26 protein-coding genes are annotated in these 25,512 nt (G+C 40.1%); all 26 read right to left on the reverse strand.

Translation table 11 applies throughout. From position 1 onward, the window contains the following. Positions 1-609: 609 nt before the first annotated feature. The 26 genes from ACN6NF_RS22755 to ACN6NF_RS22880 all read right to left on the reverse strand — a co-directional run bounded on the left by ACN6NF_RS22755 (position 610) and on the right by ACN6NF_RS22880 (position 25,165). Positions 610-1,509 (reverse strand): polysaccharide deacetylase family protein, encoded by a 900-nt coding sequence (locus ACN6NF_RS22755; protein ID WP_474319695.1) that lies wholly within the window; start codon positions 1,507-1,509, stop codon positions 610-612. Continuing rightward, positions 1,502-2,653 carry a GNAT family N-acetyltransferase gene (locus ACN6NF_RS22760; RefSeq protein WP_017427094.1) on the reverse strand — a complete coding sequence of 384 codons (1,152 nt, stop codon included), beginning with the start codon at positions 2,651-2,653 and terminating at the stop codon, positions 1,502-1,504. The genes ACN6NF_RS22755 and ACN6NF_RS22760 overlap by 8 nt, the downstream gene beginning before the upstream one ends. Positions 2,654-2,711: 58 nt before the next feature. Continuing rightward, the gene (locus tag ACN6NF_RS22765) at positions 2,712-2,945 is read right to left on the reverse strand and encodes an acyl carrier protein (protein WP_474319697.1); all 234 of its coding nucleotides are present in this window, start codon (positions 2,943-2,945) and stop codon (positions 2,712-2,714) included. Then, positions 2,942-4,609 (reverse strand): HAD-IIIC family phosphatase, encoded by a 1,668-nt coding sequence (locus ACN6NF_RS22770; RefSeq protein ID WP_474319698.1) that lies wholly within the window; start codon positions 4,607-4,609, stop codon positions 2,942-2,944. Before ACN6NF_RS22770 ends, ACN6NF_RS22765 begins: the two co-directional genes overlap by 4 nt. A gap of 32 nt (positions 4,610-4,641) precedes the next feature. Next, positions 4,642-5,487, reverse strand: coding sequence for a TylF/MycF/NovP-related O-methyltransferase (locus ACN6NF_RS22775; protein WP_474319700.1), 846 nt, complete (start codon positions 5,485-5,487; stop codon positions 4,642-4,644). Between the two features lie 101 nt (positions 5,488-5,588). Beyond that, a complete protein-coding gene (locus ACN6NF_RS22780; protein ID WP_474319702.1) occupies positions 5,589-6,734 on the reverse strand; it encodes a DegT/DnrJ/EryC1/StrS family aminotransferase in 1,146 nt (381 codons plus the stop codon). A gap of 6 nt (positions 6,735-6,740) precedes the next feature. Beyond that, the gene (locus tag ACN6NF_RS22785; protein ID WP_474319704.1) at positions 6,741-7,379 is read right to left on the reverse strand and encodes an acetyltransferase; all 639 of its coding nucleotides are present in this window, start codon (positions 7,377-7,379) and stop codon (positions 6,741-6,743) included. Positions 7,380-7,392: 13 nt separating this feature from the next. After that, on the reverse strand, positions 7,393-8,532 hold the full coding sequence (gene neuC, locus ACN6NF_RS22790; RefSeq protein WP_474319705.1) for a UDP-N-acetylglucosamine 2-epimerase: 1,140 nt from the start codon (positions 8,530-8,532) through the stop codon (positions 7,393-7,395). Continuing rightward, positions 8,529-9,557 (reverse strand): N-acetylneuraminate synthase, encoded by a 1,029-nt coding sequence (neuB, locus tag ACN6NF_RS22795; protein WP_474319707.1) that lies wholly within the window; start codon positions 9,555-9,557, stop codon positions 8,529-8,531. The genes neuC and neuB overlap by 4 nt, the downstream gene beginning before the upstream one ends. Positions 9,558-9,585: 28 nt before the next feature. Next, positions 9,586-10,272 carry an acylneuraminate cytidylyltransferase family protein gene (locus ACN6NF_RS22800; protein ID WP_474319709.1) on the reverse strand — a complete coding sequence of 229 codons (687 nt, stop codon included), beginning with the start codon at positions 10,270-10,272 and terminating at the stop codon, positions 9,586-9,588. A gap of 17 nt (positions 10,273-10,289) precedes the next feature. Next, positions 10,290-11,309 carry a UDP-N-acetylglucosamine 4,6-dehydratase family protein gene (locus ACN6NF_RS22805; RefSeq protein WP_474319710.1) on the reverse strand — a complete coding sequence of 340 codons (1,020 nt, stop codon included), beginning with the start codon at positions 11,307-11,309 and terminating at the stop codon, positions 10,290-10,292. A 20-nt stretch (positions 11,310-11,329) separates the two neighbouring features. Then, complete coding sequence (locus ACN6NF_RS22810; protein ID WP_474319711.1) at positions 11,330-13,120, reverse strand: motility associated factor glycosyltransferase family protein; 1,791 nt, start codon at positions 13,118-13,120, stop codon at positions 11,330-11,332. A gap of 112 nt (positions 13,121-13,232) precedes the next feature. Next, positions 13,233-13,580, reverse strand: coding sequence for a hypothetical protein (locus ACN6NF_RS22815; RefSeq protein ID WP_474319713.1), 348 nt, complete (start codon positions 13,578-13,580; stop codon positions 13,233-13,235). After that, positions 13,577-13,960, reverse strand: coding sequence for a flagellar export chaperone FliS (fliS, locus tag ACN6NF_RS22820; protein WP_474319715.1), 384 nt, complete (start codon positions 13,958-13,960; stop codon positions 13,577-13,579). The genes ACN6NF_RS22815 and fliS overlap by 4 nt, the downstream gene beginning before the upstream one ends. Before the next feature lie 19 nt (positions 13,961-13,979). Beyond that, positions 13,980-15,518 carry a flagellar filament capping protein FliD gene (fliD, locus tag ACN6NF_RS22825; protein WP_474319716.1) on the reverse strand — a complete coding sequence of 513 codons (1,539 nt, stop codon included), beginning with the start codon at positions 15,516-15,518 and terminating at the stop codon, positions 13,980-13,982. Positions 15,519-15,536: 18 nt separating this feature from the next. Further along, entirely contained in the window at positions 15,537-15,911 is a 375-nt protein-coding gene (locus ACN6NF_RS22830) for a flagellar protein FlaG (protein WP_474319717.1), read from the reverse strand. Between the two features lie 167 nt (positions 15,912-16,078). Further along, positions 16,079-16,846: a flagellin N-terminal helical domain-containing protein gene (locus ACN6NF_RS22835; RefSeq protein WP_474319719.1), complete on the reverse strand. Its 768-nt coding sequence runs from the start codon at positions 16,844-16,846 to the stop codon at positions 16,079-16,081. Positions 16,847-18,242: 1,396 nt separating this feature from the next. Beyond that, positions 18,243-18,473: a carbon storage regulator CsrA gene (gene csrA / locus ACN6NF_RS22840; RefSeq protein ID WP_045244639.1), complete on the reverse strand. Its 231-nt coding sequence runs from the start codon at positions 18,471-18,473 to the stop codon at positions 18,243-18,245. Further along, the gene (locus ACN6NF_RS22845) at positions 18,473-18,922 is read right to left on the reverse strand and encodes a flagellar assembly protein FliW (protein ID WP_474319720.1); all 450 of its coding nucleotides are present in this window, start codon (positions 18,920-18,922) and stop codon (positions 18,473-18,475) included. Before ACN6NF_RS22845 ends, csrA begins: the two co-directional genes overlap by 1 nt. A gap of 149 nt (positions 18,923-19,071) precedes the next feature. Next, on the reverse strand, positions 19,072-19,980 hold the full coding sequence (gene flgL / locus ACN6NF_RS22850) for a flagellar hook-associated protein FlgL (RefSeq protein ID WP_474319721.1): 909 nt from the start codon (positions 19,978-19,980) through the stop codon (positions 19,072-19,074). A 42-nt stretch (positions 19,981-20,022) separates the two neighbouring features. Beyond that, the gene (flgK, locus tag ACN6NF_RS22855) at positions 20,023-21,603 is read right to left on the reverse strand and encodes a flagellar hook-associated protein FlgK (RefSeq protein WP_474319722.1); all 1,581 of its coding nucleotides are present in this window, start codon (positions 21,601-21,603) and stop codon (positions 20,023-20,025) included. A 15-nt stretch (positions 21,604-21,618) separates the two neighbouring features. Further along, entirely contained in the window at positions 21,619-22,119 is a 501-nt protein-coding gene (locus ACN6NF_RS22860) for a flagellar protein FlgN (protein WP_474319724.1), read from the reverse strand. Between the two features lie 9 nt (positions 22,120-22,128). Continuing rightward, the gene (gene flgM / locus ACN6NF_RS22865) at positions 22,129-22,404 is read right to left on the reverse strand and encodes a flagellar biosynthesis anti-sigma factor FlgM (RefSeq protein ID WP_016822917.1); all 276 of its coding nucleotides are present in this window, start codon (positions 22,402-22,404) and stop codon (positions 22,129-22,131) included. A gap of 195 nt (positions 22,405-22,599) precedes the next feature. Further along, positions 22,600-23,010 (reverse strand): TIGR03826 family flagellar region protein, encoded by a 411-nt coding sequence (locus tag ACN6NF_RS22870; RefSeq protein WP_474319725.1) that lies wholly within the window; start codon positions 23,008-23,010, stop codon positions 22,600-22,602. A gap of 735 nt (positions 23,011-23,745) precedes the next feature. Then, positions 23,746-24,216 carry a LysM peptidoglycan-binding domain-containing protein gene (locus ACN6NF_RS22875; protein WP_474319726.1) on the reverse strand — a complete coding sequence of 157 codons (471 nt, stop codon included), beginning with the start codon at positions 24,214-24,216 and terminating at the stop codon, positions 23,746-23,748. A gap of 382 nt (positions 24,217-24,598) precedes the next feature. After that, positions 24,599-25,165 (reverse strand): ComF family protein, encoded by a 567-nt coding sequence (locus ACN6NF_RS22880; RefSeq protein WP_474319727.1) that lies wholly within the window; start codon positions 25,163-25,165, stop codon positions 24,599-24,601. Positions 25,166-25,512 lie beyond the last annotated feature (347 nt).

The raw sequence follows: 25,512 nt of genomic DNA on the forward strand, positions 1-25,512 counted from the left end.
CTCTAAATACAGGAATTCCCCAATTTTTTATAAATGTCTTCACATCCTCAAAACTGTTAATATAATAGTACTCTCCTGCCGTGTGAGCAACATCTACGAAGGTATATGTAAAAACGGGTAGACCTTGCCGTAAGCAATGGCAGCAGAAGTACTGCCTCCAGATCAAACTGTGTTTAAATATGCGTCACACGGGGGATAGTCATTACATTTCAATAGATCGTCTAGTTCTGTTAAAAAAGAATCGTTTAGCTCCGTATCAAGGTGATTACCCACTATGGACAGTCCCCCTCCCCAATACTCTCTATCAATTTAGTCTGTGGAGGCATATATTTATAAGTAAACGCACTCTCAATAATGGATTCCCGAGACCTATCTAATCTGCTGTGTTTATTTCCCTAGGCAAAATTGAAAATGTGCTCTATGAGATAGGAAGATCATAAGCCAATGGCAGAGTGATTATGGGCACAAAAATAGAGAAAGGTCGGAGCTTAGATTGAGCCTGAGATAGACAAAACAACGAGCGGCTTTAAATGTAATATCAACTCTTATTGGGATAAAAAAACACAAGGAACCAACATAGTAGTTCGTTCCCCATTCACATCCCACAGATCACAAATACGATGATGTCCCTAGAGGAGGCAGACGTATACAGTCTATTCTGTCCATCCAAAACTCTCTATTGTCCGAAATCCCTCCTTCTCTTGTACTGAAAGCACCAACAAATCCATTCTGTACTAGAACAGGAGTTAGTTTGTCCAACATTAACTTTTGGTTGACTCCACCACCAAAAGCAGGCGTATACCAGATCGGGTTTATACCTAAAACACTCTTCATCCAATCTTTACAAGGGCCGATTTCAATATCATAGAATTCCTGTGGATCGCCATTGTAAGGAATATGATTATGAGCATGCACACCTATAGTCATTCCTGCCTGGCTCATTTCGACTATTTCTTCTGTACTTATATAAAAATCATTTATAAATTTTTGCTTATCGGGAAATAAGGACTGAAAAATAGACTCAAGAAAAATAGTTGCTTCCGTAACAGATAATTTAAAATTAAGCATAAATTTATTGTATCTGCGGAGTTTCTTCTGTTCGTACTTATAGATTTGGCTCTCCTCTTCCACACCGCTCGTATCATATGTCCCACTCAATAATTCCCATAACTCTTCATCGGATTTGAAAGAGAGTACCGTGTGTACCAAATGAACTAATGGAACGTTACCCGTGAGGTGTGGCCCAGACATGACTGTGAAATATGCAGGAATTCCTTTTCTTTTCAAGATGTCAAAGGCAAACGTATATTGGTCTTTTGTACCATCATCAAACGTTAGTACACACCATGGTTCCGAATTAAATCTATCAATCTCGTCTAACGAGATAATTCGGTGTGTCTTGCTAATTAAATCTAGCTGTTCTTCAAAGTCATGGGGATGCAAGGGAACAATCCCACCCCATCCCTTCTTCTCACGTACATAGTGGTACATCGCAGCAATATTACCCATTATTATTCCACCCTTTAGGAAGTGGCCAGATGTTAGGACGATCCATATCTCCATCAGTTTTAACAAGGTACATGTTATTCACTTCCGTATTTTGAAAATAACCTTCATTATTCTTAATTTTCCATACAAAATTAATAGGATTAACACGATAACGAAAAGGCTGGAACAGGCCTGCCAATCCACATTCCTTTGGTGTGTAGTCTATATTTTGTTTTCTAAAACCGATAGATTCCAGAACATGCTCTAAACGATTTGAACTTAACTGAAAATCCGCCGCTACACACCCTTGGTTTCGAGCCCATGACAAAACCCCGGATACCATCTCAATCAAGCGATGATCTGCTATTCCTTCCCAAACATCAGCATTAGCTGGGATGATTTCTATAATCCTTAACACTTTTGTGCCGTGGATACTCTCTTCTGGAGCATATACTCTATCTAGGCGTGCAACTACAATCCCTTCGGCAGTGGAATCCCCGAAAAATAAATACTTATAGCCCGCGCTATTTATATATCTCCATTCCCAAAAGGAGGCGCTACGGTACTGCGAAAGTGAGAAGCGATGTTGAATACTTTTAACGTATAATCGCTCTAACTCCTCACCCGTAATATTGAGTATTGGGCTGTATGAATGTATTAATTTTCCCTCGACATCCGATAACCATTGACTAATACTTGCTTGATCAGCCGGGTCCTTTAGTAATTTTACATAACCATTCACATCAAGTGGAATGACATAACGGTTCAAATGATCTGAATAAGAATATCCCATACGCTCATACATAGGCACCACTTGAAAATTACAACCCAAGGTCAAGCACACCGAATTGTACTTTTCAGCTTCTTTCATAAGCATAATACCCAAGCCACTGTTTCTATACTTTTCTGATACAATCCACATAGCGAAACTGATACCTTTATATTGTTCTCCGTTAGAACTATACTTACCAGGAATGACCCCAAGGAATCCCTCAATACAACCCTTGTCGATCAGTAGTAAACTTTCCGATAGACCGTTTTCGTCAATCCGATACTGCCAATCAAACAATTCTTTATTATAGATAGCGTGCTCTTGGGACCAATTTATTCTCATAAACGCAACCAGCGACTCATAATCAGAATCTTTATATTTTACAATTTCCAATAGCTTCTTCCCTCCTTTTCATGCGTTATATTCTCTACATGACTTTTCAAACAAATTATTAATTATGAATATTATTCAAAATGTTTAAAATATTGTGTACGGAATCTATATTAGCTATTTCATCAATGGGAATAGACACATTAAAATTAGCTTCAAGTTCCATCACTAAATTCAATTGATTGAGTGAATCCCAACTTTCAAAGTCGCTTTTTACCGATTCCAACGTGACTTTTTCGATAGACACATTCATAATTTTAGAAATTATTACTTGAACCAACTCAAATTTATTCAAAAAGAACACTCCTTAAGTAAGATATGATGTGGTTGAAATATCTCTCCTAGATTTAATTCATTGTTTTTAGATACATCTTTATACTTCTTTGAAATAAAATCGTAAAAAGGTTTATTCTTTTCTGTTTTTATATACGTAGCCTTAATATTATGGGGAGATAGATGCTTGATAACTAAATAAAGCATTGCTTCCTCAATCCCTTTGCCCATGACACGACAACTCATAACAAAATCATGGATTTCAGCTTGACTTCCATCATCACATGAAACAGAAATCAGACCTGTATAACCTGCATTTCCAAATTTGTCTTCCACTTCAAATAAGATTACATGATTATTCGGTAGTTCACTCCAGGACCAATACTCTTCGATCGTAAACCTGCGGGTCGCCATGTTAAACTGATTCGTTTTATTCATTAACTGCACAGCACGTGTTAGTAAGAATTTATCTAATTTATGTGGAGTTAGCTTAATTTCAAGTGAGTGAAGCCACTCTTCCAATGACCCTACGTTTAACTTTATCGACTCCCGTTCTTGCTCCTGTTTGAACCAGTCTGTTCGTTTACGATCCTCCAACGTTATAGCAGGAGTCTCAAAACAATTCAGCCTGCTAATAAAAACAGGATATTGTGTTACATCTACAGGTAGGTCAGGTACATATACTTCTGGAAGAGCCTGCTTGATACGATCTCTTTCAGATGGATTATCGTCTAGAAATACAACAGATTGCAGACCTAGGTTGAGCTCCTTTACAATTTCAGCCACATTGGCAGCTTTGTCGTTCCAGTTGATTCGAATTGAAGAAAAATCTTTTTTTCTCAGTATCATATCTGGGTGCTGTTCTATCATTTCTAATGCTACCGATTCGCTGTTTTTACTGCAAATAGCCAGAATAATACCTCGGCTACTTAATCTGTACAATTCTTGCTGAAAAAGTTTGAAGCTTTCACCAACTGGATCTATCCCTCCCAGTTTGATGTTGTCAATGCCATCGTCACCAATCACGCCACCCCAGAGTGTATTATCCAGATCACAGATAATTAGTTTTTTACTTTGTCCGTATAGACCACTAATGATTGATTTTAGTTCATTGGATACAAAGAGGAAAAAATCGCGTGAGAACGGGATTTTTCCAAGTGCATACATTTTAGCATCGTAGCTTTTTTGCTCGATTGCTGCATACCAATAGGAAGAATCAAGAATAATAACATGATCATGTTTTTGTAGTCGCTCTGAAAGACGCAGATTCATTTGCATGAGTACATTGCTTAAACCTACATTGTGCTTTAATGTCATCGATTGTATCCAACGGTAATGAGGTGGGAGGGACCAAGATACAACAAATATATGTTTGGCTTTTCCCTCAGCCTCAATAATAAGGTCGCAAAATTGATCGACTTCATTAAGAACGTCACCGATATTAATTTCCTTATAATCCAGCAGTTTAATAAATGAAGGGATTACTTTCTCAGGGCTTGTCCATAAAAGCAATATATCCTTTTTTACCGACCATACGGAGTGATCAGAATCCATAAGAACCTGGTTTACTTGATTGTAAGGGGCCTCAGTTACCTCTAGCGTGAAATCTGCAAAAGATCCCTCTAGAAAACGAACCATTGGATTTAGATTTAAATCAGAGAGGATTAATAGTTTGTTTTTTTTCATTTTATTGTCATCCCCCATAGAACAAACTCAAATTACTTCATAATGGCGACACTACCACATAAGTCACTTATAGGCGTATACTTAACACCATGTTCTCTACAATACTCTCTAACCGCTTGTTTTACTCCATGAAATCGAGTGCTATTGTAGTCATGGATTATAATATATCCTCCATCTGACATTTTAGGATAGAAAAATTTCAATCCTTCGAGGATAGGCTGATATAAATCAACATCGAGACTAACAAATGCAAAAGTTTCATTCACATCACTTGCTGATTCTGGAAAGTAACCTTTTTTCACAATACAATTTTCTTTATATATCATTTTATTCAGTACTAAGTCCACATCCGAATTGCAAAATTCTCCTGCAACCGAGTTCGAAAAATCACCTTTATTCTCGTTATCAATATCCTTCTGGTCAAATCCGCTAAAGGTATCAAATAAATATAGTTGACGATCAGGAAATATACGGTTGATGTATTTAGAAAATTCCCCCTTAAACACACCAAGTTCTGCTACGCTTCCCTTTACTCCACACTCATTTATTTCATCAGCAATTTGCCGTAATAGAGCCAGCCTTGTATCAAATTTCAAACCCATAAAATAGTCGATAATTTTTTCCTTTTCAATCGCTAACTCTTCCGTGAGCTGCTTGTACACTGATTCACCATGAATATTCGCTATAATTACATAATCGAATACAAGCTTACAGATTTCATTAGGAGAAACAACCAGTTTGGACAAAAATTTGGAGCCTTGTTTAGATACATCATTGTCTGCAAATGCGATAACCTCGAATTCATCACTTAATAGATAATGAACACGAAGTCCTCCGTCACCTGCACCAAAAATAACTACCTTTGCTTTACCAATCAAATTCTACACCTCTTCCGAAATAAGCATCATAAAGATAATGTCTGAGTAAGTACTCTTTTTATGCAAAACATAGCTGTGTTAATTGAGTTTAATATTATAATTCATCGAAAAAAAGCCTTTATTTGATTAATAACAAAGCTCTGCTCATCCACCGACATATTTGTTCCAGAGGGTAAACAAACTCCTCTTTCAAATAATATTCTGCTAATATCCATGCCACTTTCATGAGCAAAATACACGGCATCTTTAAAGAGTGGTTGAAGATGAAGCGGCTTCCATACTGGTCGAGATTCAATATTATCTTTTCCTAAATACCCTATTAAATCACTAACGCTTTTACTAATAACCTCAGAGTCTATTATCATTGTTGTCAACCATCGAGTAGACTTACCCAAACTCTTTTCCGGCATAAATTGTATTCCATTAATTCCTGATAGCTCATAGCTGTACTTTTCAAAAATTTCTCGTTTCTGTTGAATGCGCTCATCCAACACACGAAGCTGCCCTCTTCCTATACCAGCCAGGACATTGCTGAGACGATAATTGAAGCCTACATCCTCATGCTGGTAATGTATCGCCTTTTCCCTCGCCTGAGTTGCGTAATGTCTCGCTCTGCTTAAAGCCTCTAAATCATCTGAAACCAGCATACCCCCGCCTGAAGTAGTAATAATTTTATTTCCATTAAATGAAAGAATGCCGAATTTACCAAGTGTTCCACTCATTTGCTTACCGTAAGTAGCTCCCAGCGACTCTGCAGCATCTTCTACAATTGGCACTTCGTAATAATCACATATCTCTCGCAACCGATCGTAATCTGCACTCTGTCCGTACAAATTTACTATAACTACAGCTTTAGGCTTCTTTCCCTTATCTGCATATGTCTTGAATGCTCTTTCAAGCGCCTCAGGGGACATGTTCCAGCTGTCTGGTTCCGAATCAATAAAGACAGGAACTGCACCTTGATATAAGATCGGATTGGCACTGGCAACAAAGGTAAGTGAAGAACAAAAAACAATATCATCCTTCCCCACACCAAGCAGTATCAAAGATAAGTGAATTGCTGCTGTCCCAGAACTTAGGGCAACTGCACCACCACATCCCAAGTAACTTGCCATCTCTGATTCAAACGCGTCTACATTTTTGCCCAGTGGAGCAATCCAGTTGGTTTCAAAAGCCTCTGCGATATATTGTTGTTCTAATCCGCCCATGTGCGGGGAAGATAAATAAATTCTGTCTCTGTTGGACATTTCGTTTCATCCCTTATCGTTATCAGTTTTGATTACTTTGGCCGGACAACCCACAGCTGTAACTTTTTCTGGCAAATCGCGGATGACACAAGAAGCAGCACCAACGATGGTATCACACCCTACACGAACACCAGGTATAAGACTTGCACCTATTCCGATATGAGCACAGCACCCGATTTGAACTCCACCTGCCATATGTACACCTGGGGAAATATGTGCGAAGTCTTCTATTTTACAATCGTGATCTACAGTAGCCGCCGTATTAACAATGACATGCTCGCCGACATATGCGTCAGCGTTAATCACTGAATTTGGCATGATTACCGAACCTTCGCCAATAAATGAGCTAGGTGAGACTACAGCGCTTGGGTGAATAGCAGTTCCAAATTTGGCTCCGGCGACTTTGAATTGGCTTGCCATCTTCAATCTGGTTGTATTATCTCCGATTGCCACAATAAGCAGCGCCTCGGGATACAGAGATACTAGTTGATCAATTTGATTACGGCCCCCCAAGACTGGCAATCCGTTCCATGTTTCTTCTTTGCAATGATCGTCTAGAACTCCAATGATTTCTTCACCATTAAACCGTAAAATATCCACGATGACCTTGGCATGTCCTCCTACTCCAAAAACAATATAGCTCAAGGTCGCTCCCCCCTTAATAGGTAATAGTCTTTTGGATAAGCTGCTCTGACTTGGAGGTTCGTTTCAATATATCCACGATGCGAGAGCTTGTGTTATCTCTACCATAAATATTGTCAGCTGCTTTAACAATTTGTTGGAAAGGTTCAGACTTTACATATTCCAAGGCAGATATCAGTTCAGCCTCGTCGGCCGCGATGTCTATGGTATTCTCAGAACGCTCTCTACCTGTCTGACGAGTTCCAATATTTATGACTGGGACATGAAAAGAAGCAGCCTCAATGATCCCTGAGGAAGAATTCCCAATTAACATTTTTGCATTTTTTAACATTGTTAGATAATCTAATTGCTCAAAACTGGTTACCAAATGCATTCCTTCTCTCGCAGCAAAACGATGATATACACCAACGATCGCATCAGCGCCAGCATCCGAATTGGGCATTACACAAATAACCTCATTCTCACTAGCCAAAAGAACTTCTAACATGTTACCAAGAATGAGCATATCCGCTTCTTCTGTGGTGACAGGATGATAGGCAAACAAAACAAAGTCGTTATCTATATTCAGATCGTATTTACGTTTCGTCCTATCTAGCTCAGGCAGGGGTGTATTCATCATCGTTTCAATTCTCGGAGCACCGACTACATGAATTCTCCACGGTTCTTCGCCAAGCCTAATTAGGCGCTCTCTGCTTCCGTTTGTAGCCACAAAGTGAATATGAGCAAGCTTACTGATTGCATGCCGAACAGACTCATCTATCGTGCCGGATACTTCACCACCATGCAAATGAACAAGCGGAATGTTCATATGAGAGGATACAATCGCAGCAGCAAGCATTTCTCCCCGATCTCCTAGTACAACGGCGAAATCTGGCTCCAAAGCTTCTATGGCTTGCGTCATGCCCATAATTGCTATTCCAATAGAACGAGACATATTAGCGTGAGTAGATCCTTGTAGCAGGCAATCTACCTTAGCAGAAACACGAAACCCGTCCTTTTGGATAGCGTCTAATGTATAACCATGCTGGGGAGATAAATGCATTCCTGTGGCCAACAGGTGGAGCTCCAGTGTATGCTCTTCCTCAATAGCCCGTAAAATCGGATAATATATCCCATAATCTGCTCGCGTTCCGGTAATCACTAATACTTTTTTCATTGTACGTCATCCCATGACAACAAATAATCTACATGTACGTCTTTCAGAAGCTGCTTGCCAACCAAATTAGCATAATATTTCGGCTCTATTCCCGTGCCTGGGCGCTTGATGACTAGATCCTCCTGAGTTATCAACTGGCCTGCTTTTTTCGATGTTGCCATTACAACACTTTTTCTTGCAACGGCTCTAGTGCTTTCCTCAGAGGGCATACACCTTTTAACACCATCCCCTAGAGCTTGCTCCACATTCCGAATCGCATCCACCATCTTTGAAAAGTCAGCAGGTTCTAATGAAGCCTTATGGTCAGGACCGGGAAGGGTTCGATCCAGCGTAAAATGCTTTTCAATAATCCTGGCTCCTAACGCTGAAGCCGCTATAGCGATCTCAATCCCCGCCGTATGATCCGAATATCCTGTGACTTTATCAAATGCTGTGGATATTGTCTTCATAGCCAGCAAGTTTACATCCTCCAAAGGGGCCGGATAATCGGAAGTACAATGCAGCAATAGCACCTCGCTTTTTTGGAATACTTGTAGGGACTCTCCAATTTCGTCCAGATTGGACATCCCAGTGGAAAGAATAATCGGGCGGCCATAGCTATCGAGCTTCTGAAGGAAGGGAATGTTGTTCATATCCCCTGATCCAACCTTGAATGCATCAATTTGAATTGAATCGAGAAACTCTGCGCTTTCTTCATCAAAGGGTGTGGACAGGAAATCGATCCCTTTATCCTCACAGTACTTTTTCAATAGCACAAAATCATCAAAGCTCAATTCAAGCTGTTTTAACATGTCCAGTTGGCTCTCAGTAGAATTGGTATTTTCCGTCTGATATTCAGCCTTCTGAGCGTACTTGGTTACCAGCTTTTCACTTTTAAAAGTCTGAAATTTCACCGCATCGGCACCACATAAAATCGCTTGATCGATACATTCAAATGCAAGCTCCAATGAACCGTTATGATTGACTCCTACCTCTGCAATAATATAAATGGAGTGGCTCCCCTTATTGGGTAAGAAATTCTGCATGTTATTTACTTCCTCCTTACTGCGAGGCTTACTTGTTATTGGATTCTCTCCAAAAAAACTCCGCCATTTTCAAATCAAACTCGTCATCTATATCAACAGATCGCTCTCTAGGCATAATATATCCACAATTATGCGGTCCAACCAGAGTGTCACTGTTCATCAACAAATCTCTTTTCACAATATAGATGGCTCCATTTAGAGCATACAGTTCTTTCAAATCTTGCCTTCTCAAGTGCTCCCTTTCATCTTTCAGGTAGGCTGTGAGCTTACCGTTATCCATTTCCCGAAGTAAATAGGGCTGCACTCCTGACAAAGTGACACTTTGTAATGAATCCGCCTGATTATTTAAAAAAAGAGTATACGCCTCTTTAATATCCAGGGCATTTCGTAATGGAGATGTAGGTTGAAGCAGCATAATAACATCAAAATATTGATTTTTGGTCTGTTCATAAAATTCAACAGCATGCTTCAATACATCAATGCTTTTAGCCACATCGGTAGCAAGCTCCGCAGGCCTTATAAATGGAACAGCGGCTCCAGCTTGACTTGATACACGAGCAATATCCTCACTGTCCGTTGTGACAACAACTTCATCTACGCAACCACTGTTCAACGCAGCCTCAATACTATATTGAATAAGCGGCTTTTCATGTAATAATCTAATGTTTTTACCAGGTAAACCTTTTGAGCCGCCGCGCGCAGGAATAACCGCCAAACAATTGGGATTGCCCATCACACAGCACCCATGGTAAAGCCTAAACCATTCTGTTCAATCAGCTCCCGAATAGCTTTCGGAAAAATCTGTGGTGCAGTCATCGAAGAATATTCTTGACGAGTCGCCTTTTGAAAACCAGCGTATTCCTGTTCCGCTGTGTGAAACAACGAAGGAATGATATACATTTGTCCATTCTCCAGCGCTCTTTCAGATTCCTCAAGCGTCATGAGTTCCTCATACAGCTTCTCACCCGGTCTGATTCCAGTCTCAATAATTTCTCCACGATAGGGTTGACCAACCGCTTCCTCATACGAATCAACCAGGCATTGGGCCAAATCCGTAATTTTGAGAATCGGCATTTTCAGCACAAAAACTTCTCCGCCTTGCGAATAATGTGCAGCATCTATAACCAATTGGGCGGCTTGTGGAATAGACATCATAAAACGAGTCATCTCTGCATGTGTAACCGTCACGGGCATCCCTTTGGCAATCTGATCACGAAATAATGGTATAACAGAGCCTCTAGATCCCATAACATTTCCAAAGCGGACACAAGAAAAGATGGTGCGTTTGCTCCCTTTGTACAAATTGGCTGCTGAAATCAAACGTTCCGATAGCAGCTTCGTAGCACCCATGGTATTCGTTGGATTCACCACTTTATCTGTGCTAATGGCTACAACTTTTTCTACATTATGCTCAATAGCCGTCTCAATTAAATTCTGTACACCAATAACATTCGTCTTCACTGCCTCCATAGGGTTATATTCGCATGCAGGCACGTGTTTGAGAGCAGCCGCATGAAAAATATAATCCACATCCTCCATGGCGTAGCTTAGTCTTTGCTTGTCCCTGATATCACCGATCAGATAACGGATATTCGTAAATTCTTTTAATTCTTGCTGCAGATCAAACTGCTTGCTCTCATCCCTGCTAAAAATCCGCAAGGCTTTAGGGTTATACGATAAAATATTGCGTACAATTTCACTGCCAATAGAACCTGTGCCGCCCGTAACCAATACAATCTTGTTGGTAAACATATTAACCTCCGGTTTGTCATCTATGCTTGCTTTACAAGCAGGTCCCCTACTCGTTTGCTCGCTTCAGCTACCATCTCCAGCAGATCAGGCGTATTTTGCTCCAAATCTACTAGGAGTGTACCAAGATACTCATAAATATATCCTGCCTTACGCGGCAATTGCTCTTCTGTTACAATGGTGGGCAGCATCCGGTCAAAACGTGCCAGTTCCAATGGAATCAAGGATTCATACAATGGGGCGAACCATTCCCTGTTAGCAATCTCTCCCCAACGCTCTTCGATCTCGACCATCATGTTTTGGCATTTAAGAGGTTTTGTTCTGCTAAGTTGCTGGATATTACTCATTAACTTGCGCAGTACTCTGATTTCTGCTTGTACCTTTAACAAGTCTTCCTGCACAAAGCCGAGTCTGTCCTTCACAGGAGTAATTTCTTCAGGGTTTAAAATAGAAGGATGATCCACCATCCATTGTTTTATTGCGTTTGGTTCCAACTTCGCATGACAAACTTCTTCATATATTTCCTCCATCGGCTGGAATGGCGCTCCTTCAATCACGGCTCCATGGCGAGTGGAATTAATGAAAGTAATCTGCTCAAAATTTTGAATAAGACCTTCTATGGTCTCCTTCATGAACATAAAGCTGGAGTCCGTTGCATTATACCCGCCCTGTACATTTTCTACAGTCTGCGTTGCCTTATCCAGCATGCTCTTGGTTATATCTGCTGAAAAGTGCTCGACTCCATCGCTATATACTTTTTGATCCGGATAAGACAAATCCTGACCAGCGAAAATAATTTTTTCCGCTCCCAGATGGACGGCTACCTGCAACGCTGTACCTGCTACCGAAGGCGTAGGTACCATCAAAAATTGATTCTTATGTTTCTGTAAAAAATATTGTGATATTTCATCATTCTTAAGAACTGCATGGAATTTATCGTTCTCTTTGCGCTCCGAAATTCCATAATAAGAGGAGGACGTAAAAAAGAGTGTCGATTTCAAAGTATCCGGATTAGAAAAAATTCTATCATTTACCTCATGACCGTCCATGATAACGGATAAATGAGGAGTAATCCCATGCCTGATTAACGCTTGCACACTGGAACCCGCCGCAATGATCAGACTATGCCGAGACAGCTTTTTAATCCATTCGATGTCTTCTGTAAGCGAGGGACCTGACGATACGACCACAGCCGACGAACCCTTAAAGGATTGAAACATCCGCTCAATAGATGAAGTACTGAACGTTTCAGATAGATGATACAAATAATTTCGAGTCCATTCTTTTCTAAATCGATTCTCTGTATATTTATTCGTATTAAAGTCTGATTTATACTCTATAAACTCTTCTCTAACATCCCGCAAAATATCAATATCTTTTTCCAAATACCTGCGAAGCGCAACAAAGGCCAGCTTCTCCTGCATATAACTGCACAGCAGATAAAAAAGCAGCTTCAATTGGCTTTCACCTACTGAAATCCAATATAAGTTGGGGTGGTTAAGCAAAAAACTGATATCATAAGCACTCATTACCTGTTTAAAGGCTTCTTCATCCGGTTCATATATAAACAACCACCGATCCGGGAAGCGTTCCAGCAGATCCGCGATACTTAACCCTTGACCAAAACCGTATACAAACAGGATTTTGGAATCTTCCATCAATTCAGCAACAGCCTGAAGCCAAATTTCATCCCTCTCCAATTGCTCATAAACTGGTGCTTCTTCCTTTTGCTCTGCGATATGCGTAACACTACCCAGCATCTCTAATACATGAGGGAAACGCTGTTGTATAACTTCCAAGTTAGCATGTTTCATATATAACCACCAATCCGAAAACTTTATATCTATTATTATCGGCCTTTCTTTATCAATAATAAAGGTAAAATAAAAAAGGTGCCGATATACATTCGGCACCTTCATAATCTTTCTATTTACGATTATCAAAAAAGAGACTATTTGCAGCATAGGACTGTTGATAAGCATGTTGCTGAGCCCGAATCATGCCGCGTTTTTGCAGCCATTCTGCCGCCTCTTGCTTGATCTCCATCATTCTAGCCAGAATTGCCTGTTCTTCCTGAAGAATAACCCTGATTTGTTCTTTAATCTCGTTCGTGACTGCAGCCCGATAAGGCTCCATCGCTTGTACAAGCTCTTCTCTTTTAGTTGAAAAGGCCAACAAATCATCTTCATCCATGCTGGAGAGATCCTCTAACGTTCGCCTGCAGAGAAGCTTTAGTTCATTAACAAAGGACTGTAAATGTTCTATCTCATTCATACGCCAAAACCTGCTCCTACAGATTTACTTGCTTCTACCCAGGCTTCCCTCAGTTCCTTTAGATGAAGCATTACTTCTTCTGCAGACGCAGTTTCTTTATGAATGTTAGCCTGGATCAGACAATGCAGCATGTATTCGTAGATTTTTACCAAATCGTTTGCCAGGGAGTAATCGAAATTTAAGGCTGAGATAAGCTCATGCACAATCGCTTGGGCCTTGCACAAGTTTACATTCGTTTTCTCATAGTCCCTCTGTTCAATACCCTCAATTCCCGCCTGTACAAAACGGATGGCTCCATCATACAGCATAATCAACAGCTTGGGTTTGGACGCTGTTTGCGCCTGGGTCTGCTGATATTTCTGATACGGAGAGTTAATCAAATTGCCATCCTCCTCACTTTTAGCTGAATAAACTGTTAGAAGTAGTATTATACTTACTTACAGCAGTTTCCATTACTGAAAACTTCTTGTAATAATTCGTTTCTTTCTGGTCCAAACGATCTTGGAAGTCATCAATTTTAATATCCAATAACCTTAAAGACTCACCCATAATACTATCTTTATTAAAAGCTGCGGTTAAATCTGTGCTTACTTTAGAAGTACCAGCCGTTTTTGCCAGACTGTCCAAAGTTTTATTGGAAATTTTACGCAAACGCGAAAAAATACCATCGGATGCGGTCACTTCATTATTTAAATAAGAGGAGGAATAGTTTTTACCCAAAAAGTTATTAACGATATCCGGATTATCTTCAATGGCCGCTTTCAGCTTGTCCTTGTCCAGGATCAGTTTGCCCCGAGTCTCATAGGTTCCTGTTGTGATCCCTAAATTTGCCATGCTTAATTCACTTGTTTGTGTACCGTTCGGCAGTGTAATTGGGCTATCCAAATGGACAGTCTGAATCATTGCTGTGCGCATATCACTAATTGCGGATGTCAGCATACTATCACGCTTAAGCATACCACTTTTAGCTTTCGTTTCCCAAAGTTTAACTTCATCGTCACTCATATCTTTTTTCTGATCACTGGTTAACGGTGCGTACTTGGAATACTTTTCTTCGTTAACCTTGCCATTCATAAAAGAGAGAAGCTCGTTGTATGAATCAACAAAGCTTTGTACGGTGTCAACGATTTTATCCAAGTCTTTACTTACTTCAATGTGGGTGGATTCGCCTTTACTAGTACTGTTCAGCGTAATCTCTACGCCATTCATCAAAAAATTATTGGAAGATTTCGTCACATCAAGACCGTTAATATTTACACTGGCATCCGAACCACCTGAAAGCTGAGAAGCCAGTTTAAAGCCTGTAGTGAATACATCCCCTTCCAATGCAATATTATTCCCGTTTGTCCCTGTAGCCTTGCTTGTAATGGACATTTTACCTGTTGCTGAATCAAATACAGCTGTTACACCTGCCTGGGAAGTGGAGTTGATTTTGTTTACAAAGGATTCAACAGTTTCCGTAGCTGCATCAATTGAAATGGAGACCCCATTGACCTTTACAGCTACCGTCCCCGTACCAGAAACTCCGGAACCGTCAATATCGGACAAAAGAACCTTACTCCAATCAGTTTCTGTACCCGTTTGAGTCGGAGCTGCAGATGATTTGGTAGTAGCGGCTGTCGCCAGTTTATTCACCGTGATATCCATAATCCCGCCAGCCGAGCTCCCTGCTTTGGCAGAGACTGCTGTTGTATTGCCGCTCACAGTAGCTTTCTGTGCGTTCAATGCATCCAACTTACTAAAAGTGTCATTGATTTTAGTCTGAGCAAACGTAACTAACTTCACGCTTGTTTCACGGTAACCCTCACGTTTCCACTCCATCAATTGCTTATTTTGATTCATTTTATTCAAAGGCTGGCTATCAGCCTGAATCATTTTTTTTACCAAGGAGTCAATATCCATCCCTGATGCCATCCCTGTTATTCTTGTAACTGCCATTATAGCATCCTCCTCTACTTATATCTTTTTATCTACAATTAAACCTGCCAATTCCATCATTTTTGCGGCTACATCAAGCATTTTCTCCGGTGGAACTTCGCGAATTAGCTCCCCCGTCTCCTTATTCATAACTTTAATCATAACTGCGTGGGTTTCCTTGTGGACAGAGAATTCAAGAGCCTTCTGTGGACCCTGAATCGCATCAATCGCTTTTTTCAGTTCTTCAAATATCTTATCTTTATCTTCTCTGACCGGACGACCAATTTGTTGTTCGGATGAATGGGCTATTGCTGCAATACTCTCAGTTCCACCACCTGCATCTGATTTCGAGATAGCAGAAGCCGTTGGCATTAAACCCTTCATTGCTGGTGCTGAAGATTTAATCGGATCCATGGAGTCCTCCATTACGTATTAGAGTATGTTAACTATCTTCCCAACCTCTAGTAAACTGGTATGTAATCTATATCGGCGTTTAGCGTACGATCTTTTATGGCTTGGACAAATAAAAGAAAAAAGGTCTTGCCATAAAGACAAGACCTTGCAAAATACAAGTGTACAAATTAACGAAGCAAGGAAAGAACACCTTGTGGTGCGGAGTTTGCTTGCGACAGCATGGATTGGGAAGCTTGCAGCAAGATGTTGTTTTTGGACAAAGCAACCATTTCTTTAGCCATGTCTGTATCACGAATACGGGATTCGGAAGCAGTCAGGTTTTCAACAGTTGTTCCCAAGTTGTTGGAAGTGTATTCCAGACGATTTTGAACAGCACCCAACTTAGCACGTTGTGTAGCTACTTTTTCAATTGCAGTAGTTGCACTTGCAAGGGTAGCAGCTGACGTCATGCCTTTAAATCCTGTTGTACTAATACCGGAGATAGTAATTTTGAATTTGTCATCATCAGCTTGAATTGAAACGTTAGAAGTGATCGCAATGCCATTGAATTTAGTATTGGATACGATCGCGTCGATTTGAGCACCCAATTGTCCCAATTCCATTTTGATATTGGATTTATCACTAGCTTGATAAGTTCCATTCGATTGTTGAACCAGCAGTTCTTTCATACGAGTCAGCATGGAGGATACTTCGTTCATTGCACCCTCAGCTGTTTGAGCGAAAGAGATACCGTCTTGAACGTTACGTTGAGCTTGCTCCAAACCGCGAATTTGACCGCGCATTTTTTCGGAAATGGAGAGACCAGCAGCATCGTCAGCAGCACGGTTGATGCGCAGACCAGAAGATAGTTTTTCCATGTTTTTGCTTGCAGCAGTGTTGTTCAAAGACATGTTACGGTGTGTATTCAATGCAGCGATATTGTGATTGATAATCATTATAAATTTCCTCCCTGAAATGGTTTAATGCCCACATCCTTGTGGTATAAGCGTCTTCACAGGTCGGCCGCCCTGAAGAATTACCGCTCTTGTATATATATCGACTCTACTTTGCAAATAGTTTATAGCTGTTTTTTATTTTCTATAAAAAAATTTCGTTCAAGATAGTGTTGTATTTTTTTTGATAAAACACATATATTCACATATTTGAGCGCCACCAGGATTAAATTAAAACGGTCTAGACTATTATCCTCAAAAGAACTGACCTTATGTACCGAAAGTTATTACATGGGCTTCAACCATTCTTCTTACATCGAAGTTAGTTGCACCTTCTATGATAAAGGCCAAATCTTCTTCCACCTCAGGAAATATACCATCGAAATCTGTTAACCCCTAAATTGATGTTTCCATACCATCACTCAATTCCATACCTATCATAAGGAAGTCATTAACTATGACCTCCCAGCCTGTTAAATCCCATGCACAAAATAATTTTACCGATATTAAAATACCGACTGAAAGAAAACACATGCTTCTGTTACCAACGTAACATATGACGTATACAACACTACGCCAAATCAAGCAATATCAATCAGTATGGGTTTCATTCCCATCATGGAATCAGATACCAGCATACCTTTCACATTATTTGCCACACTTTCGGACACATATGATGGAAATGAGCCAGATGACAACCCGCTTGCTGCCAGATAAGGGCTCTTAAACCTTTAAACAATTAATAATCTATTTGATGAGGACTGGACCAAAATTAAGGTAGTCGGCAATGCAGGTGTACGCTTAAATCTTACCAACACTTCCTTTGTAGCTCCAGAAGATTATTATATCCGGTCATCGCTTCTAATAAATTAGACTTGACAATTCCGCATACTCTGAATGTCAGCTATCAGACAGCGGAAGTTTCCCATGTAGCAAACAGTAGCATTCATTCAGATATAGGAATACAAAGCTTCATGAATTATAGTTATGGAGACAAATGGATAATTAAATGCAATATTGTGATTAACGGGCGAGCCTTTGCCGCCTCGGGCACTCCTGTTGCAAATGTAATGGATACAACCCAGATAACAGTAACTATTAATCAAAAAGTATTCACAGCCAGCGCAGTCACTAACAGCCAAGGTTATTTCTCAATCCCCGTTAACTCCTTAACACCAGCAGCTGGGCAGTATTCCTATTACACAGGAATAAGCACACATTATTATGACATTATCCCGATTTGCTTCTATAGCAATGCAACACAGATTAACTCAGATATAAGCTCCCCTATAATTTTGCCTATCAAATCTAATCTCTGTTATTAATTAAACTAGAAGAAGTACGATATAAAAACATAAAAGCTGGCGATTATTATTCGCCAGCTTTTATGCGTATCTTTTTATTTGTGATGATCCAAATCAAGCACAATCTTCTGGAAAGACTCCATATCAAGAACCGCTTTTTGATTATTTTGCTGAATAGCATCAAAGATTTCTTTTCGGTAGATATCAATATCCTTAGGAGCGGAGATCCCCAATCTAACATTATCCCCTTCCACCGACAATACTGTAATGACAATATTATTATCGATCACAATCGACTCGCCTTTTTTGCGTGAAAGTACCAACATCAGGATTCACCTTCCTTACCTGTAACTTGCCCCTCATTCCATAATGTATGTCTCGTTGTATACTCCGTGTTTTGCAAAACAACCTGTTTTCCTGTGCATTTGTCTGTATTTAAAATAATAGGTGCCAATAAGTTCACAGTAATTTTTGTCCGGTCACTATGCCAAGTTACAATACACCGGACGGAAACCTGCTCATGACTCGTAACACCAATTTCCTCCAATACACTATCCGTTAACTCAAACTCATAATCTTGGTTAAAGTCAAACGGATTGACCGTTACAAATGCAATAGACGGCTCATCTACAGCTGTCAGCAGGCTGAAATACTTATTATGTTCCTGCAGGTAAAATTTATGCAAATTCTCAAATCCGGGGATTCCCTTTGTGAATGTAAAATACTCTATTGTCGCTTCTTGTGCGAGATTATCTTGATTTTGTTTTGGGTCCATCTTTCTAATCCTCCTTCAATGCTAACAAAAAAGCTACGGACTTTCTGTCCATAGCTTAGAATCAATCTGTCAAATAAGCAAGTTGTTAGATCATATTGAATCTCATAGATGTAGTCCATTAGGAGTGCACCAAAAAACAAATACACTTCTTAGTTCATAAAGTCCACTAACGATGGCTGCATAATAGAAGCAGAAGACTTCAATGCTGCCTGGTAGATCGTTTGAGCCGAGGTAGCCTTAATCATTAGACTGGCAATATCCGCATCTTCGGTTTTGGACTGCAATGTGGTTAAATTCAGATTTCGATCCGTCAAGCGCGCTTGAACCAATTGAACCCGATTGGTACGTGCACCAACCTCAGAAAGACTGGATTGCATCTTGTTCGTACGTGATTCAATAGTTGTCAATTGTGCCGAAACAGCGTTATGATCACCACTAGTAAGTGCGGCAGTCAGATTATCCATCACTTTAAACACATTATCTGAATCTGTTGAAGCACCAAAAAACTCACTACCGGATGTATTCACTTGAAACGGGTCTTGATCCCCAACTGAATACTGGATAGCGCCCTTATCAGGATCGATCTGGGAATAATCAGTCACTGTGCCGGACAGTACATATGGCTGCTTATCGTAATTCTGCCCATTGAAAATATATTTGCCCCGAATTTGGCTGTTTCCGATATTAGTCATTTGTCCCTTTAGTTGATCGACTTCCAGCTTAATTGAATTGAGTCCAGCCTCATCTACAGTCCCACTGGAGGCCTGTACAGTTAGCTCTTTAAGCCGCTTCATTACTTCCTGAGCCTGCTGCATAGTAGAATCGGTGAAATCTAACCAACTTACAGCAGCATCGGCGTTGGTTTGAAATTGTTCATTGGAAGCCAATTCTGCACGGTAACGCAGGGCATAGGTCACACCTACAGGATCATCAGAAGGCTTGTTAAGCTTGCGTCCAGTCGAAATCTGGTTTTCCATCTTATCCATATTACTATAATTGCGGTTCAGGTTACTGAGCGTCTGCATCGACGTCATTCCTGAGGTCACTCGAATAGGCATGCTTTACCTCCTTCAAAATATAAAAAACTACCTATGAAAATGCTAGAGACCTACACGTCCCGTACTGTTTATGAGCTTATCCAGTAGTTGATCAAAGGTCGTCATAAAGCGTGAAGATGCGCTATAGGCGTGCTGAAATTTAATCATATTGGACATCTCCTCATCAAGAGATACCCCGCTCACCGACTGACGATTTAGATCTACCTGTTCCGTAAGTAATTGGGCATTTTCTGATTGGCGTTCCGCTTCCTGTGTCTGTACCCCCAATTGCCCTACTATGGAGCTAAAGAAATCATCTACTGTCGTATTCTTTGCCGTTGCTCCGCTGAATTCAAACTTATTTGCTTTTAATCCACTCATCAATAATGCCAGTCCATTGTTACCGACAGTAACCTGTTCATTGGTCGTTCCTGCCCCATTAACCCGCAGGGAAGAAGCAATTTTCTCCGGATCATTTTGAATATCAGGATTAAGTGTAATATTTCCGGCTGTAATGGCTGCGCCATCTGTCGAAGTGAAGAACGCTCCGCCCGCCTGCGCTGTAGTTCCGCTCATTGTATATCCCAACTGGTGCAGACCGTTGATACCTTTCACTGTTACAGTCAGGTCAGAGGTCAATGTACGATTGTTATTTGCATTGGAATAAGTAACCGCCGCACCATTTACTCCAGTATTCAACACCGTACCTTCAGGCAATACTGTACCTGCTGGCAGTTTAACAGAGATATTACCATTAGCCAGTGTATTGGCAAGCTGGTCTAGTTGGCTCTTGTAGTCAGCTACATAACGATCACGGGACATGACCATGCCATATACTTCCCCACCAGTTAGCGTTCCGCCTTGGAAGGCAGCTACCAATCCTTCTCCTGTCACGGCAGTTACCTCAGTCCCTGCGACAGCCACTTGCCCAGCAACAGTCACTTGGTAACCATTATCCAGTTGGGTAACCTGTACATTAGCAAGCTTGGATAACTGATCAACAGCATAGTCACGCTGGTCTTTCAAGTCATTCGGATTGTCGCCCAAGCTTTCTAGCTTGGCAATATTTCCGTTCAGATCAGCAATGGATTGTAACAACGAATTCATTTCCGTTGTTTTTAGAGTAATGTTATTGGTCAAGTCCGAGCTAAGGGCATCCAGCTGCTTGCTGGTCTGGTTCAATGCATCTGTCAAAGCAAGCGTCGTTTCTTTTACAATTTTACGGTTGGTGATATCCTGTGGATCCTGACTAAAGTCAGACCACGCATCCCAGAAATTATCCATGACTTTTCGGATACCTGTATCTGAAGGCTCATTCATAATGGTCTGTAGTTTGTTAAGAGTGTCATAGCGAACATTCCATCCACCATATGAAGTATTTTCATTACGATACTGATCGTCCAAAAACGTCTGACGGACACGCTCAATAGCAGTAAATTCCACCCCTGTGCCCATTTGACCTCGTACAACAGAACGGTTCAAACCATAGGCTTCCATTGATTCCGAGGCCTTCATACTAACCACTTGTCTGGAGTAACCCGCTGTATTGGCATTTGAGATATTGTGTCCGGTTGTATTTAATGCTGCTGTTTGTGTGTTTAAACTTCTTTTTGCTGTTTCTATACCATGGAATGTTGAGACCATATTTTCCTCCTTCAATTAGGCACGTGTATCAAATAGCCCCGCTCGTACTGATGATGTACTTTTGTCAGCTGGACGCTGATAAACTGCTTCAGATTCCGCATAATATGACATACTCTCAATAGAAAAATCAATATAGGAAAGCGCCTGTTTTATGAGTTGCTGATTCAACTCATTTAATCTTTTTAATTTTGCAAGCGTATCCGCTAGATTTTTTTGAATTTGAAGGAGGCGCTGCTTATCTTCTACATCGAACACAAGACGAGACAACTCTGTAATATTAAGATTCAACTTGGATTTAATACCACGTTCCTGCAAAAATTCATACGCTGCCTGCTGGCGTTGATCATCCAGCTGTTCAATGTGTTTGGACATCTTCGATTCCTGATTCATGACTTTTATAAGCTGCTCAACCTTATTTGATATCAGTGCTTCTTTTTTCTGAGTTCCTAATGCAATTAACTGCTCGTGCGCCTCTCTAAGCTGTTCCAGCACGTCAATCAAACGCTCTAAAGGCATATCCTTCACCTAGCTTTCGGAAGACTGCTTAAAAAAAGGTAACAGCTTCTCTGCAATTTTATCGGCATCCACACGATAGGTTCCAGAAGCTACTTGCTGCTTAAGCTCCTGAATTTTCTTAACGCGGTCTGCATCACTGCTGCGATTCAGCATTTCCATTGCTTCTGGAGAAATGGAAACCTCGTCCTTGCGGCGGGATTTCTTAAGCTCCTCCTGGCGTCCTGTTTCAATATTTCGCTGATATGGATTAATAGCTCCGATGCGGTTGGTCTCGTTAATTTTCATAACTTCCACCTTCCTTAGTTATTTGATATGGTCAGAATGTATCAGACGACATAGCGTCGAACATGGTTCGTATTATGCCTTACTTCTTTATTTCGTGCATGGTTGCTAAAATAAAAAAACCGATAAGCTCTATAAAGATTATCGGCGGTATTTGAAACTTTTTGAATAGCTGAATGCGTATTTAATTCCCCTGTACTAGTTTCCACGAAGTTTATCAATCGCGCTGTAGGTACCTGAGCCCATATTATTACTTTGATCCTGATTACTACTTTCGCGTATGGCATGATTCAGGTCTTTAGTCAGACGCGTTCGACAAGAATCGCACATATGCCCTTCACGAATTGGTATCCCGCATACCTCGCAAGGATACGTCATATTAGGTGCATTAGCAATGGAAATACGTCCCTCACGTATAAATGTCGTGATTTGTTTAACGGAGACACCTGTAGCTTCCGAAAGCTCGTGCATATGAATACCCTTATTTTCACGTATATGTTTGACACAGTGTTCGTATTCAACCTCAATTTCTTTAATACAGTTCTGACAGATTCCCCTAACATTCATAATAAACAGCTTTCCACAGCGAGGACAGTTATCCAAGTTCATCCTCTGTAGCGCCCCTTTCCAATTTCCGGACTTTTAATTGCTTTTATCCTTACATTACCTTATAGCCAAGATTCTCGTCTATCAATTATTTCAAAAAAGTTTTTTAGATTTAACACAACTCTACATTTTGTTCGTTATCATTGTAAAAGTTATAAGAGAAGAAGATTGTATCAGTAAATATTTTCCACCCCTATTCACATTAATATGCAACAACAAAATGTATAGGAAAATAAGGCCTTCTAATCCAGCCTATTACATGTAGGTATTTATCGTCAAACAGCGCTCCGTACTTTAGATAAAAAATAAAATAAGCGCCATTCCAGTTATTTTCGGGAATAGCGCTTCATTATCATTAAATAGCTATATATGAATATGGTTAAAATGTAGAAATAAAATGAGGGAAAAACCGAGCGAAACAATCCTCAGAAGAATTCATGTTCACCTGTGCCCCGAATACCATCAAGAAAATACTATAAATCCGGGGGATCGGTGTCCATACGAATGCTCCGCACATGGAGTGTGGGTATTCATAAATCTCATACACCTAACATCATTTCAACTTATAAGCTATCTGAAATTAAGCTAGACGTACCATTGGAAATTTGCAGCCCAAAAAACAAGCGATTTTACAAATAATTATTCAAAAAAGCATTGTTTTAATAGAGGCCTTCCCGTATACTATAGTCAAAAGCTTGGTTTAATAAATACATTTTATAAAACAGTTTATAATGTTAATTATTTATTTGTGTTTGTTTGTGGCACTTGCAATTCTTGGCCAACTTTAATCAGGTTGTTGATTTTAACCAGTTCTTCAACAGTTACACCGTATTTTTCAGCAATAGAAGCCAGTGTGTCGCCATCTTGAACATTAACAGTAATTGTTTTTACAGTTGTCGCTGGTGTTTCAGTTGTAGTTGTTGCTGGTTTTGTGGTTGTTGTTTGGTTGTTGTTCTCTGTTGTCGATTGAGCAGGTGTTGTAGTTGCTGCATTTTCAGTAGTTTCAGTTTTAAAGAATTTAGCTTCAAATGCTTTTTGTGCTGCTTCTTGTTGTTCTCTCATGATTTGGTCTTCCAATTGTTGTTTTTCATAATCTGAACCAGATTTCGCCATCACTTGACCTGTTGCAAGTGGACTCAACAAAGATACTGCACCCAAGCTAACTGCCAGCATGCTAGAAACTGCTACTTTTTTCATTACGTTTTTCATGATTTTGTTCTCTCCTCTTTTTAGCTTTAAATTTTAATTAACTGCTTTACTACTGAGCGAGACACTCCCAATGTCCGCTCTTTTGTCGTTAGCTAATCACTTATTACCAATCATGTTAGCTATCAACAGATAGAAATTGTACTCCTCTTTTCCAAAAAAATCAACCTCTAAATTGAAATATTCTGATTTCATCCCTCACTTCCTAACTTTTTGTTCGTCTCTATATTTTTATTATATACCTCTCTCTAGCTTGTTGTCAAATTCTGCTGATTGTACGGATTAAAAGCTTCTACTCTATCATTTAATCCTTCTTTCAAAAGAATTATAACCTTTTTTTCATAGTTTCAAGCATAAAATTATGGAATATAGTAGAAATTTAGACTTATGACCTCGCTAAGGTCAGGCAAAAGATAGCCAATTGTACTCCTTGTTCTAATGCCTTTTCTCTCAAAACACGTGCACACGCCTGCAATGTACTCCCCGTTGTATAAATATCATCTACAAGCAAAATTGTAACGGTATGCATATGCTCCGTAGCACGTTGAGATTCGGTTCTTAAAATAAAAGAATTCATCAAATTCGTCATATTGGGATGAATAGAAAAAGCTTTATTCATTGTATTCATGCGCTCATTTTTTGATTTAAAGCTTTGTTTTCCTGTATCTTGCGGACGAACAAGCAAAGATAGGAAGGGGATCTTATTTTGCTTTGCAATTTCTTCTGCCAAAATCTGAGCCTGGTTGAAGCCTCGCTCTGTCAGCCTCTTTTTACTTACTGGGACACAGGTCACTATATCTACATCCCACAAAGATCGCTTGAAACGATTACATTTATGACCTGCAAACTCATGTCTCATCGCCTGATAGGCTCGGTTCATGATCTCGCCCAGCAGGGGGCCAAACTTTTCATTGCCACGATATTTGAACTGCCCAATCCATTCTCTTATCATCGGCGTATAGCTGGTTGCACTCCGATTGCATACATAGTAACGTACTAACCGATCAGGCCTGACGCAATCTGGACAAGTCGTCGGACGTCCACAATGAACACAACGAATGTTGTAAACCCAAGGAATTTGGGTCAAACAACGAGTACAAAGCCCAGTAAATTCAGAAAAATGACCTGTGAGAGTGCCGCAAGCAACACATGTTTGCGACTGACGATGGAATAACCAATTCAAAAATAGACGGGTTCTTGGAATCATCCCCATACCAAAATGCACCTTTCTTGGTAGTTTACGTACCGACATTGTTTCAGGTTTCACATTTTCAAAAAAACTTTATTTATTTAATGCAT

This window comes from Paenibacillus sp. TSM33, assembly GCF_056099025.1.